The following is a 13,146-nucleotide window of genomic DNA, read 5'->3' on the forward strand; positions in this document are numbered from 1 at the left end:
GCTCGACTTGCATGTATTAGGCACGCCGCCAGCGTTCGTCCTGAGCCAGGATCAAACTCTCCATAAAAGTGTTTGATAGCTCAAGTTATATCACGCTAGCGATATAACAAATGCAATTTTACTAAATTGCTAAAAATTGACGAGAAAATCATGTTTTCTCTTTTCGCTTGTCTTTTGTTCAGTTTTCAAAGAACTCTTTTGTCATTAACGCATTTCAGTAAATCCTGTCTCTCGTTAGCGACATATGTTATCTTAACACATCGCCATCCTCAACGCAACATCTTTTTTAAATGTTTTTTTATAACAACATTCGTAAAGACCGTTTGTTGGGACAACAGAAATAAATATAACACACCTAAAAATTCTACGCAATAGTTTTTTCTTTTTTTTCCCTTAAAGATTATACCACCAGTCATCTAATATTAAACTTTGCCTAGTATTAGATAGATGCAACAAATTCTTGATTGCATCCACCTTCTCCATTTAAACATTTACAATGAGCGTAACTCTCGATTTACTTTACTTGGATCTATAATAGGAGTCTTCGGATCATTCCCCCACTCTTCCCATGATCCCTCATATACTGATAGATCCTCATAACCGAGTAACCTTAGAGTAAAATACATATGAGAAGCTCGATTTGCCTTTTGACAATAAACAACGACCTTCTTATCTTTCTTAACGCCTTCCGCTTCTAACAGTGTCTCGATTTCATCAGCTGACTTGAACCGCGAGACATCCTCTTCAGTCAGAACATTCGTCCACTCTAGATTTACAGCGGAAGGAATGTGCCCGCCCCTTTTTGAACGTACATCCTCTCCTTTATATTCACCCGGAGAACGCACATCCAGAAGAACCACATTTTCTTTTCCGATCACTTGCTTGACTTCTTCCTTCTCCATTCTTAGTTCCCGGTTTTCTTTAGCACTAAAATCTCCACGTTCAGCATCAAACGTTTGTGTTTCCGTTTTTTTATTTGCCGCTTCCCACGCTGTAAACCCTCCATCTAAAACTCTTACATCTTTATGACCAAAATACTCTAAAGCATAGAATAGCCTAGTTGCATCGGTTTCTCGTCCCTGATCATAAATGATAACGGTCTGATCATTATTCACTCCATGTTCCCTCATGATCTTTTCAAAAGCCTCTTCTTGAATCAAGTGACCCTCTACTGGATGCTCTTTGTCTATCAAGAGTTCCATATCAAATGAAATAGCACCCGGTATATGACCAGATGCATAACCTTCTTTTCGAACATCTACTATTAGCCTGTTCTCATCCTTTAAAGTCTTTTCTACATCTTCAACAGTCATTAATATAGGAGCATTAGAGTAATCAAGCGATTGAGCGAAGCCCAACTCTTTCAATCCAAAACTGGTAACAACTATAAATAGTAAGAGAATGGCTAGTATCTTCATTCAATTTCACTTCCTTTCTAGATTCGTTTTTATTATGTCCAAATCATCTCTTAATACGTATTAATGCAAAAAAGACGACTGAGAAACTTTTCTCAGATCGTCTTCTTACTAGACCTTATTCCTGATGGTAGATAACTTTCATTTTCTCGGCTGCTTCTTTCGCGAGATTCCGAGCCGTTTGTGTATCATCTGAGGTACTTAAAGCTACAGCCATTCTCCGGCCTACCTTTGTCTCTGGCTTACCAAATATACGAACTTGCGTATTCGGAATCGTTAAAGCCTCACTCACTCCAACTATTTGATAGTCCGAACTTTCCTCCCACGCTTTCACAACATGACTTGCTCCAGGCGAATGGAGCGTAATTTCAGTAATAGGAAAACCTAGAATCGCTCGAACATGTAAAGCAAATTCCGATAAATTTTGAGTAACGAGTGTCACCATCCCTGTATCATGAGGTCTTGGTGATACTTCACTAAAATATACTTTGTCTTTAGTCAGGAACAACTCAACTCCAAACAATCCGTATCCGCCTAGTGCATCCGTGATTTTTTTAGCAATATCTTGCGCTTCAGTGATTTGTGTCTCCGTCATTTGATGTGGTTGCCACGATTCGATGTAGTCTCCGTCTTTTTGAACATGTCCAATTGGTGCACAATAAGAAGTACCAGAAGCTGAACGAACCGTAAGTAATGTAATTTCTGATTCAAAATGAATGAATTCTTCAACGATCACTCGAGTGCTTTTTCCTCGTCCACCTTCTAATGCCAAATTCCAAGATGCTTCTATATCCTCATTAGAACGGCATAAGCTTTGACCTTTCCCTGAAGAACTCATTAGAGGTTTAATGACACAAGGTGTACCCATTTTCTCTACGGCTACTTTTAACTCTTCGTAAGAATTTGCAAATTCATATCCAGCTGTAGGTAAGCCTAACTCTTCATTTGCAAGCCGGCGAATTCCTTCCCGATCCATCGTTAGCTTTGTAGCTGATGCAGTCGGAACCACTACATAATCTTCTTTTTCTAATTCAACAAGTACTTGAGTTTGAATCGCTTCAACTTCTGGTACAATCAAATCAGGTTGCTCTTGTTCAATGACACTTCTCAACGCCTTAGCATCCAGCATATCAACAACATGAGATCTATGCGCTACTTGCATAGCAGGAGCATCGGCGTAACGATCAACCGCAACCGTTTCAACCCCCAATCGCTGCGCTTCTATGATTACTTCTTTTCCTAATTCACCTGAACCAAGTAGTAACATTTTTTTCGTTTTTGTAGAATTCATCAAATGCGCCTCTCCCATCAAAATCCTTATTTTCTCTTATCATAAAGGAGAGTGACGTGTTTTTTCAAGTTTTTTCTTCCTATAAGCGAACATTGAAATAAAAAAACTCAAATAACGTTCGTTAAATCGAGAGTTCTCACTAAAAGGTAAGCTCCATAGCTTGGGCTATTTTCTTGGGTAACTCAGTATTATCTAAATGACCTTGAAAATAATGAGCTTTCGGACCAAATGCATAAATCGGGACATCAACTCCTGTATGTTCTGTTGTTACCCAATCAATATAAGCCTTCTCACTAATAATTTCACCTATGACAAAAGGAACCTCTTTGGTTGAAGCTGTTTTTATTTTTTTAATTTCCTTCTTGGTGAAATCAAAATTTGTATATTCTTTCATGACTTCTTGAACATTGGTACGCCTATTATTGATTTGGGCTGAAATAAACGCTGCGGATGCTTTTACATTCCTTAACATTTCAGGCTTGGCCACATATTCATTGTAGCCACCTACCGATAGGCCTCCGGTGTCATGATCACCAACTACAAGCAATAAGGTTTGAGCGTCTTTTTCCGCAAAATCCTTTGCTTTTATCACTGCTTGTTCAAAAGCAGCGATGTCATTCATGGCCCAAGCTGCATCATGAGCATGACCGGCTCGATCAATTTTACTTCCTTCAACCATTAAGAAAAAACCCTCATCGTTCTCACTTAATAGTTCAATAGCCATTTCAGTCATTTCTGCCAAGCTAGGCTCATCTGTTTGATCACGGTCTATTTCTGCTGCTAACATTTGATCAGCAAATAATCCTAACACTTTCTTTTCAGTCCCTTGCAAGGCTATTAATTCTTCTCTCGTCTCTATAAGCTGATACCCATTTGACCTAGCTTCTTCTATTAAATCTTGCTTGTCCTGCCTGCTTGGTAGAAAATGACACTTCCCCCCACCAAAGAGCACATCAACTTGTTCAAGCAATTGACTGGCAATCTCCTCTTCTTGAGTCCTTGATATAACGTGGGCTCCAAACGCTGCCGGTGTAGCATCTGTAATGGCCTTCGTCGCAATTAAACCTGTCGACTTCCCCGCTTCATTCGACGCTTCAAGAATGGTTTTTAATTGCTGTCCCTCTGAATCAACACCAATCATACCATTTTTCGTTTTAACACCTGTCGCCATCGCGGTTGCTGCCGCTGCTGAATCTGTTACCCAACTACTAGCTGAATGTGTTTTCATCATTCCAACTAGCATCGAATCTAAAATAAATTCATTTCCATTGAAAATTCGATAATTCGTGGCATAGGCACTAGAAAACCCATCTGGAATCATAAAAATGACGTTTTTAACAGGGGATTGATCTCTAGTTGCATTAACTACTTCACCAAACGGATTAAAACCAAATAAAATGATCGTCAAACATAAGCTCACTACACACCATTGTTTCCATACAAACATTGTACTCCTCCCATTTACTTCATCCTCTTTCCAGTCTTTGTCATGTTCATACGTTTTATGTTTCTTTTTCGAAATGCATGCACATTGATTTGACAAATAACCACTTTCACAATTAATTTCTTCATACAAAAAGCCGAAAATTGTCTTTTCAAGTCTGAATTTTGTCGAATGTTTGTTCGTAGTTATCCACTCTGTCCACAATTGGCCTGTGTATAACTTTCACTTATGATGCACCCATTTCCATTAGAAAGGTCTGTTTTTTGTATAGGCTATTTCATCAATCAAACAGAAAAGGGTATTTACCCATTCCACATCTCCCCAAATGTCATAGGCTAGAGTGAAAATGATTACTGAACGAGAGGGGAATTTTAATGTATAGAAACGATTACAGCACTCCAGTTTATCAGCATCAAGATACTAGATTTGGCCCAGGAGGAATTGGACCTGTCGGCGCAGGTATTCTCGGTGCAGGTTTAGGATTTTTAGGAGGGCAATTAGTAGGGCCTGGGTTTGGTACGTTTAGTCCAATATATGTAGGACCTGGTTACAGTGCATATGGACCAGGAGGATTTGGATATCCATGGTACGGACATTATGGACACCACCATCACGGACATCACGGGCATCATGGCCACCATGGCCACCATGGATACGGGCCTCGCCCTCGTCCTTATTGGTAAAAAACGCTAAATAAAATGGAGGCCCACCATTCAACTTGAGTTGGTGGGCAAAATCGAAATAAATTTTGTCGCAAGGTAAACGGACTTATATAAAATAAATCATTTTCATGTTACAATGAATGAACATTCATTCGTTAATTCTGTAGAAACATCCTATGATAAGAGGTGAATATGATGGAACGCATTGGCCCCCTCGTTATTGTCGAAGGTCCAAATAAAAGTAAGGTCCCTTTTTCAAGAAGCTTATACATCGACTGCAAAGAAAAAGTTCTCATCGATAGTGGAGCAGACAAACGCGCTTTATTAGACATAAAGAGGGAGTTAGGAATTGAACTGATTTTAAATACTCATTACCACCCTGATCATATACAACATAACTCTTTATTTCCGCAAGCGGCAAAATGGATTAATCCAATTGAATTTGAGACCATCCAAAGCATTGATCGGATTGCAGAAGCAAATGGCATTTACCAAGAATGGGGAGAAGCTGGCGTTAAGATGTGGAGAACAAATCTCCCAGAGGAATGGATTCAAAACATTGAAGAAATTTCAGGGACTTATGATTATGAAACTGAGTATTCTTTTAGCAACGTTAACGTTACCTTTTTACATACACCCGGTCACACAAAAGGTCTCTCCTCTCCTTATTTTTCAGATCTAGGGGTTGCTTATGTCAGTGATTATGACATGACTTCATTTGGCCCTTGGTATAACGGAAAGGATGGGAATATTGAGGAGTTCATTGAATCTGGAAAGCGCCTGCTCAGTCTCGATGCAAATACATATATAACAGGACATCAAAAAGGAATTTTCACGAAGCAAGAATTCCAAAATGAGATGGAAACCTATCTAGAAATAATTGATAAGCGCGATCACACCATTGAACAATACGTTAGAAAAGGACTTACATTTGAAGAAATAACGGACATTGGTATCTTTTATCCCAAAAATAGTTTAAACGTACCTATTTTTAAAACATGGGAACGAAGTGGGATTCGTAAGCACCTGCATCGCCTCGGTCTTACGGTATCCGAAAGGGATGGAGCACTTGTTGACGTTAAATGAAACCTATAGGTAAAAGGACGTGAGCCCAGCCCACGTCCTTTTACCTTTGTTCAATTTGATATTAGTATGTTTCGCCATCCACCTAAATTGGTAATATCTTCTGCCTCCTTTGCCGCATACGCTTCACAAATGAAACCTGGAACTTCAGATCCGTCCTCAAGTCCCACTTTTCCAATGCTAGCGGAGCAGGAATCGATGCTGTAAACAGGCCAAACTTTGAAAGCGGCATCTGCCATATTTCCAATTGAATCGAAGCTCCACCGGTTGGTTGTTTAATCAAACCAGGTTTCGCCGGCTCGGATGGAAGTTTCACCATTTGATAATTAGGAGCAGTAACAGCTTCTCGAACAAATTCAGCCTGACACTCTTTCATTTGTTTTTCTAACGGGAAACCTCTCATGTGTAATCCACACACAGCAACCAATGTTGTTTCTCCATCTATATCTTGATCCGTATTTCGCGTAGATTCAAGAAAAAGATCAGCAGCTCCGCAAATGAAACTTTCCTCTTCTGCTAGACCAAAAAAAGTAATACCAAATGGCACTTTATCACTAGCCTCACCTGCTGGGATCGCCACTGCTGATAAATCGAGTAAATTACAATGATTCGTATATCTTCCCATATCACTATTAGTCGAAATCGGGTTCTCCCTAACCTGGTCGCGAGTCCAAGTTCCCTCTGAAGTCGGCATCACTAGAACAGAGTTCGCAAGTAACTTTTTAGCCTCAAGCTTATACGCTTGGAGTTTGTGATTTGCTTGGAAAACGGAAGCCGCATCATATTGACTAGCCGAACCAGAACGAAGAACTTGCTCGGTTACAGGAAAGGTCGCGCCTGGGTTTTCATTTACAAATTGTCCCAGAGCAGCCCAGCGTTCGGCCACCATTGGGCCGTCATATAATATAGAAGCTGCTTCTTTAAAGAATGACGTATCAACATATTCAATAGGTAGTTGTAAGGTTTCAAGTTGTCTAACCGTCGCTTCCCACGCCTCACTATAATCCGCGGCAAACGGGCCAAAAAAAGTAAGAGAGTCTTTCGGTAACAACAGTTTTTCAGGGAGACTTGCTACAGGTTGAGGAAGCTCTCGTGACCAAGGATCGCTCGCCTCTACTCCTCTTGCATGTTGATCGACTAAAAGGGCTTCATCCAAAGCGTGCGTAAAAACCGTTACACAATCAAGACTTTCACAGGCTGGAACGACTCCAATCGTCGACCATGCGCCAAGACTCGGTTTATATCCAACTAGGTTATTTAATAAAGCTGGAATACGGCCAGATCCGGCCGTATCTGTTCCAAGAGCAAACACGGCTTGACCTTGCGCTACCGAAACCGCTGAACCAGCACTTGAACCCCCGCTTATTCACGGTCGTAAAGAGTTATGAGTTTCCCCGTAAGGACTTCGTGTCCCGACAAGACCGGTCGCAAATTGATCTAAATTGGCTTTTCCAACTGGAATCGCACCAGCTTCTATTAGTTTCTTTACGACAGCAGCATGCTCATCTATATGAGAGAAGGTACTGAGTTAAAACGAACATTATCGTTGTTTCAAGTTGTCATGTTGGGGCTTGCATGGAATACGCCAATGATTTATTTTTCTGTTTTTGGGGTAGCGTTTGAAGGGGCAAGTGGGTTTTTAACACCCGCTTATGCAGTCGCCGTGCTGGCTGTACTTTTTACCGGGGCTAGTTATGCGGTTATGGCAAGGAAATTGCCTATATCTGGATCTGCTTATACGTTTGTCAAGAAAGCCATGAACCCAAATCTAGGTTTTATTGTCGGATGGGTGCTTCTACTTAATTATTTATTTGCTCCGATTATTGCCTGTATTACATTTGGCATTTTCCTGAATGCTCAGTTTCCTTCTATTCCTCCATACGTATGGATCATTGCTCTAACACTGCTCCTTGCAACCATATCCATACTTGGTGTTAATTCTTCAGCTAACATTAGTGCTGTTTTTGTCATGCTACAGATCATTTTTATCATTGTCTTCTGCGCCTTTATGATCCATGGCTTATTAAATGGTGGAGGGAGCGGAACACTCCTCTCATTTCAACCATTCCTTGATTCTGACTTGTCTCTATCTCTTGTATTAGCTGGTGCTTCTATCGTGATCTTTTCGTTTCTCGGTTTTGATACAATGACAACCTTATCGGAGGAAACGAAAGATCCAAAGCGAACCATTCCTAAAGCCATTTTCATCATGATCGCCATTGTAGGTAGCCTTCATGTGACAACCTCTTATTTCATTCAATTAATCGTTCCTACCTTCACCTTTGTTAATCCCGATTCAGCTGCACTAGAATTAGTTGGGCTTGTTGGTGGTAGTTTACTTAGTTCATTGTTTATCACTGTTTTAATTGCTGCTATCTTCACACAAGGACTTGCTTCTGTGACAGCCGTATCTAGACTGCTCTATGTGATGGGACGAGATTCAATATTGCCTAGTCGATTTTTCGGTTACATTCATCCAAAATTTAAAACACCTGTGTTAAACATTGTTTTTACATCGATTGTCTCTTTACTCGCCATCGTGATCACGATTGATGCTGCCTTAAGATTTGTTAATTTTGGAGCTTTAACTGCCTTCTTTTTCGTCAATCTATGTGTAATCACATTGTATTTCAAAGACAAACAAAAGCAAAAATCCTTTTCTTTAAAACAAGGACTTGTTCACTTGATTTCTCCTCTAGTCGGAGCGGTCTTCATTATTTGGTTACTAGCTTTATTAGATATCCCTACTTTAATCGGCGGATTTGTATGGATCACAATCGGATTGATTTATTTAGGCTTCTTAACCAATCGGTTTAAACGTCCATTACCCGATTCAGGTACGGAAGAAATCACGATACAATCGCACAAAGATCCCCAAGCTGTCTAAATGCTACTTTGCTATAACAAAAAAAGAATCGCTCTCTAAAAAAAGAGCGATTCTTTTTAGTTCGTAAACTTTGAATTTCCCAACCAGTCTTTACCTACACTAGCTTTTGTACACTTACTAAATAGTCAAAATTTCCTTTTATAAATGGAAACAACCTCTCAGCTCGACCTGTTATGATTATGAAATTGCTTTGTTTTGTTGATACTGATGATGTAGATAGAAAGAACAGGAGGACATTTATGATAAACGATAAGAACAAAGACTTACGAATTCGCAGCATTGACATTAGCGAAGGAGAAAACCGCGCCCCTAATCGAGCGATGTTACGAGCGGTTGGCTTTACCGACGATGATTTTAAAAAGCCTATGATTGGTGTTGCCAGTACTTGGAGTGAAGTGACACCTTGTAATGTACATATTGATCATCTCGCATTGAAAGCGAAGGAAGGAGCGAAAGATGGAGATGGAGCACCTTTAATTTTTAATACAATTACTGTATCCGATGGCATTTCAATGGGCCATGAAGGCATGCGCTACTCCTTGCCTAGTAGAGAAGTGATCGCTGACTCAATCGAGACGGTAATGGGAGCCGAACGTCTTGATGGACTAGTTGCCATTGGTGGCTGTGATAAAAACATGCCTGGCTGTATGATTGCGATTGGACGGCTAAATGTTCCGGCTGTTTTTGTCTATGGAGGGACCATTGCTCCGGGTAAGTCCAAACACGGCAAGGATATCGATATTGTTTCTGTTTTTGAAGCGGTTGGGCAGCACAGCGCTGGAATGCTCGATCAGGAAGATTTAAAAGATATTGAATGCCATGCTTGTCCTGGCGCAGGTTCTTGCGGGGGGATGTACACGGCCAATACGATGGCATCTGCTATTGAAGCGATGGGGATGAGCCTCCCAGGGAGTGCCTCTAACCCTGCTGAAACTTCTGATAAGCTAACCGACTGCTACGATTCCGGACAAGCCGTTGTTGAACTACTGCGCAAAGGGATTTATCCGAAGAATATTATGACGAAAAAGGCATTTGAAAATGCCATAACGGTCGTGATGGCACTCGGTGGCTCTACGAATGCCTTTCTACATTTATTAGCCATCGCTCATTCTGTGGATGTTGATCTCACGCTTGACGATTTTGATCGTATTCGTAAAAAGGTACCTCACCTAGCTGATTTAAAGCCTAGTGGAAAATATGTGATGCATGATCTCCATTCTGTAGGCGGGGTATCGGGCGTGATGAAAATGTTACTTGAAGCAGGTCTTCTTCATGGAGATTGTTTGACAGTAACGGGGAAAACTCTCGCAGAAAATCTAGCCGATCAAGCTCCATTAAAAGAAGGGCAAACCATTATTCGCCCGTTTGATCGCCCCATTCGTGAATCTGGCCCTCTTTTTGTCTTAAAAGGCAATTTAGCACCTGAGGGTGGAATCGCTAAAATGTCCGGTTTAAAAATCTCAAACATTACAGGGCCCGCAAAAGTGTTTGATTCAGAACCAGCAGCGACACAGGCTGTCTTAAATAATGAAATCAAAGAAGGCGACATTGTCGTCATTCGATATGCAGGTCCAAAAGGCGGACCGGGAATGTCTGAAATGCTCTCCATTACTGGTATCATTGTCGGAAAAGGATTAGGCGAAAAAGTGGGACTCATCACCGATGGAAGATTCTCAGGAGGAACCCACGGACTAGTTGTCGGGCATGTATCCCCTGAGGCTCAAGTTGGTGGACCCATCGCCCTGATCAAAACAGGGGATCTGATTACGATTAATAGCGAGACACAAGAACTCTCTGTTGACCTAACTGAGGAAGAAATGTCAGCTCGTTTATCCGCATGGACGGCCCCACCATTACGCTATTCAAGAGGTATTTTAAACAAATATGCTAGGCTCGTTTCATCAGCCTCAAAAGGGGCAGTTACCGATCTGTAATCGCTTTAGATGCATAAGCTAAACTCAAACGAACCGCCTTGCTAAGAGAAGTCATAGTAGGGCGGTTCAAGTATTTATCAACAACAACGGTGCAATAATTAAATTAATATCTTTTTAAATAAATGTTTGATTAAAACGACTGAACCTGCGCTTACACAACCACTTCCACTAAATTCTTTCCATTTTCTTTTGCTAAGTATAGCCCTGTATCCGCTTGTTGAACTACACTCAAGACGTCGTTCGTTTTTGTGGAATCCGCCACACCAAAGCTACATGTGACAGATAATAATTTTTCATCAACTAACACCGTAGATTGTTCAATAATAAATCGTAAATTTTCTGCTTGCTTCATCGCTTCTATCCTAACTGCTTTTGGAAGCAAAACAATGAATTCCTCTCCTCCAAAGCGCCCACAAATACACTCCTCTGGGACAACACTCTTTAAAATCGTGGCCACATGAACAATCATTTTATCTCCAACTATATGTCCGTATGTATCATTAATTCGTTTAAAATTATCGATATCAAAAAGAATAACGGAGAAGGACTGACCTTCCATCTGCTTTACGGCACTCATAAAATATCTTCTATTGTATAGCTTCGTTAGTTCATCTGTATTTGCCAGGGTGTGTAGCTCATCTGCATTTTGTTGCAACTTTTTAACATGGGTGAATAAATTTTGTCTCATCGTATTAAAGGATTTTGTTAATTGCCCAATCTCATCCTTGCTCTTGAGTTCGAGCTCTTTAATTTCTAAATCTCCATCCGCTATTCTCTTGGAATATTCATTGAGCAGTTGAATCGGTTTCACAATCTTTCTTGTTAAAATATACGTATAGATACTAGCGACAAGTAAAAGGGTGACTCCACTAACAATAAAAAGAGATATGATTTCTCGATTGTTCTGTTTTGAATATACATCATACTGATGTTGAAGAGAGTGGCTAAGTATATGAACATCATTTATAACTCCATTAATAATCGATGACAGTTGAATGGCTACAGTTACATTTTCATCCTCGGTAACCACTTGCATTTTTTCTGTAATCCGCGCTACCTTTTTTAGAAACAATTCAATTCTTTCTTGATCTCTTTCATCCGTTACCTGTAGTTGATTACTATTTTCTACTTCGACTAAAAACGTATTAAATTTCGAAATCGTATTTAAGCGATTACTCTCCGTTGGATTTTTCCCGTAATTTTCAAGAGATTGTTGGTAACTTACTAACGAACTATTCAACTGCTCCACATCTAGCAACTTGTTCGAAAATTCGCTAGCGGTCACTTGCATTTCAAACAACTTTAAAATAATGAGAGACATGATAATCAAAGCTATCAGGATAGAGACAGCCGTATGTAGTAGAAACTTCATCTGTAAATTCACAAAATCGTGACCTCCTATTCTTCAATTCGGAACAAGGTTCCTGTACTATGAATTAATTGTCCCGTCAAGATATCTAGTTGTTTTTGTTCTTGCTCCGAGAGAGAGATCAATCGAATTTGTGATAAACCAACACCATTTTCTACAATCCCTAATTGAATATGCTTTTTCGCTATTCCACCTGTTTCAACAAGTTCTTTAATGACCGTATAAATAGCCACATCAACATTTTTTAACATCGATGTAATAACAGCCTTTTCAGCGAGATAATACTGGTCCGTGTCAACTCCAATTGCAAAGATTCCCTTCGCAACAGCTTCCTCAAGAGCTCCAAGACCGGTATAGCCAGCGGCCGGAAAAACGACATCGACATTCATTTCATCTACCATAGTTGAAACCATTTGGCGTCCTATTTCAGGATCACCAAAACTACCTGCATACTCGGCGTTTATCCTTGCATTGGCATTTACAGCAGTAACTCCACTTATAAATCCTTCTTTAAATCGATTAATGACAGGAGCGTCCATTCCGCCGAGAAAACCAATCGAATCTGTTTCTGTCTTCATTCCAGCAATGATTCCTACAAGGTAACTTCCCTCATACTCGTTAAACGTAATGGAAGTCACATTAGGTAAATCAACGGTTTCATCAATATATAAAAAAACCTGTTCTGGAAACTCTAGCGCAATGGCTTCAAAATCATCTTTCATTGTATAACCTAGACCAATTATTAAATCATACTGACCTTCTATCAATTCCAATAATCCATCTTTAAAAGAAGTTGAGATACTAAGATCGCGGTAATCAAACATAATACCTAATTCATCTCTTGCTTTCATTAACCCTAAAAAAGCTGTGTCATTAAACGAGTGATCCCCTAAACCATCATCCGCTAAAAGCACACCCACTTTTATCTGATCTTCTGTTTCATTTGTATTCAGCACTTGATTACAGCCTACTAGCATCAAACATGAAACGAAAAGAGTTATTTTAAGATACCAGGATTTCATTGTAAGACTCCCTTATTTTTGAAATCTTAAAACTCATAT

General features: G+C 40.0%; 9 protein-coding genes, 1 rRNA gene and 1 pseudogene. 4 read left to right on the forward strand and 7 right to left on the reverse strand.

The window, feature by feature from the left end:
• The 4 genes from PQ474_RS07175 to PQ474_RS07190 form a co-directional block, all read right to left on the reverse strand.
• Window positions 1–67, reverse strand: a 16S ribosomal RNA gene (locus tag PQ474_RS07175); the annotation flags it as partial.
• 424 nt (window positions 68–491) lie between these two features.
• Window positions 492–1,418 (reverse strand): sulfurtransferase, encoded by a 927-nt coding sequence (locus PQ474_RS07180; RefSeq protein WP_273841373.1) that lies wholly within the window; start codon window positions 1,416–1,418, stop codon window positions 492–494.
• 115 nt (window positions 1,419–1,533) lie between these two features.
• Window positions 1,534–2,706 carry a phosphoribosylglycinamide formyltransferase 2 gene (purT, locus tag PQ474_RS07185; protein WP_273841375.1) on the reverse strand — a complete coding sequence of 391 codons (1,173 nt, stop codon included), beginning with the start codon at window positions 2,704–2,706 and terminating at the stop codon, window positions 1,534–1,536.
• 139 nt (window positions 2,707–2,845) lie between these two features.
• Complete coding sequence (locus PQ474_RS07190) at window positions 2,846–4,153, reverse strand: alkaline phosphatase (RefSeq protein WP_273841378.1); 1,308 nt, start codon at window positions 4,151–4,153, stop codon at window positions 2,846–2,848.
• 371 nt (window positions 4,154–4,524) lie between these two features.
• Here PQ474_RS07190 and PQ474_RS07195 point away from each other — a divergent pair, with 371 nt between their 5' ends.
• Window positions 4,525–4,833, forward strand: a complete 309-nt coding sequence (locus PQ474_RS07195) for a hypothetical protein (protein ID WP_273841380.1) — start codon at window positions 4,525–4,527, stop codon at window positions 4,831–4,833.
• A gap of 174 nt (window positions 4,834–5,007) precedes the next feature.
• Window positions 5,008–5,898, forward strand: coding sequence for an MBL fold metallo-hydrolase (locus PQ474_RS07200; protein ID WP_273841382.1), 891 nt, complete (start codon window positions 5,008–5,010; stop codon window positions 5,896–5,898).
• A gap of 50 nt (window positions 5,899–5,948) precedes the next feature.
• Here the strand turns inward: PQ474_RS07200 and atzF are convergent.
• Window positions 5,949–7,405: pseudogene (gene atzF / locus PQ474_RS07205) on the reverse strand (allophanate hydrolase).
• Here atzF and PQ474_RS07210 point away from each other — a divergent pair.
• Together PQ474_RS07210 and ilvD are read left to right on the forward strand one after the other, a co-directional pair.
• A complete protein-coding gene (locus PQ474_RS07210) occupies window positions 7,406–8,782 on the forward strand; it encodes an APC family permease (protein ID WP_273841385.1) in 1,377 nt (458 codons plus the stop codon). It begins immediately after the preceding pseudogene.
• Between the two features lie 239 nt (window positions 8,783–9,021).
• Window positions 9,022–10,716, forward strand: a complete 1,695-nt coding sequence (gene ilvD, locus PQ474_RS07215) for a dihydroxy-acid dehydratase (protein ID WP_273841387.1) — start codon at window positions 9,022–9,024, stop codon at window positions 10,714–10,716.
• Between the two features lie 151 nt (window positions 10,717–10,867).
• Here ilvD and PQ474_RS07220 read toward each other — a convergent pair whose 3' ends face one another.
• Window positions 10,868–12,100: a diguanylate cyclase gene (locus PQ474_RS07220; RefSeq protein ID WP_273841389.1), complete on the reverse strand. Its 1,233-nt coding sequence runs from the start codon at window positions 12,098–12,100 to the stop codon at window positions 10,868–10,870.
• Between the two features lie 14 nt (window positions 12,101–12,114).
• A complete protein-coding gene (locus PQ474_RS07225) occupies window positions 12,115–13,107 on the reverse strand; it encodes a BMP family lipoprotein (protein WP_273841391.1) in 993 nt (330 codons plus the stop codon).
• Window positions 13,108–13,146 lie beyond the last annotated feature (39 nt).

This window comes from Halalkalibacter alkalisediminis (assembly GCF_028610705.1).
Classification (GTDB): Bacteria; Bacillota; Bacilli; order Bacillales; family Bacillaceae_D; genus Halalkalibacter; species Halalkalibacter alkalisediminis.

What these genes read in the sequence shown, in the direction of transcription:
- PQ474_RS07180 (WP_273841373.1), bottom strand. Translation starts at nt 1,418, where the DNA reads ATGAAGATACTAGCCATTCTCTTACTATTTATAGTTGTTACCAGTTTT.
- purT (WP_273841375.1), bottom strand. Translation starts at nt 2,706, where the DNA reads ATGAATTCTACAAAAACGAAAAAAATGTTACTACTTGGTTCAGGTGAA.
- PQ474_RS07190 (WP_273841378.1), bottom strand. Translation starts at nt 4,153, where the DNA reads ATGTTTGTATGGAAACAATGGTGTGTAGTGAGCTTATGTTTGACGATC.
- PQ474_RS07195 (WP_273841380.1), top strand. Translation starts at nt 4,525, where the DNA reads ATGTATAGAAACGATTACAGCACTCCAGTTTATCAGCATCAAGATACT.
- PQ474_RS07200 (WP_273841382.1), top strand. Translation starts at nt 5,008, where the DNA reads ATGGAACGCATTGGCCCCCTCGTTATTGTCGAAGGTCCAAATAAAAGT.
- PQ474_RS07210 (WP_273841385.1), top strand. Translation starts at nt 7,406, where the DNA reads ATGAGAGAAGGTACTGAGTTAAAACGAACATTATCGTTGTTTCAAGTT.
- ilvD (WP_273841387.1), top strand. Translation starts at nt 9,022, where the DNA reads ATGATAAACGATAAGAACAAAGACTTACGAATTCGCAGCATTGACATT.
- PQ474_RS07225 (WP_273841391.1), bottom strand. Translation starts at nt 13,107, where the DNA reads ATGAAATCCTGGTATCTTAAAATAACTCTTTTCGTTTCATGTTTGATG.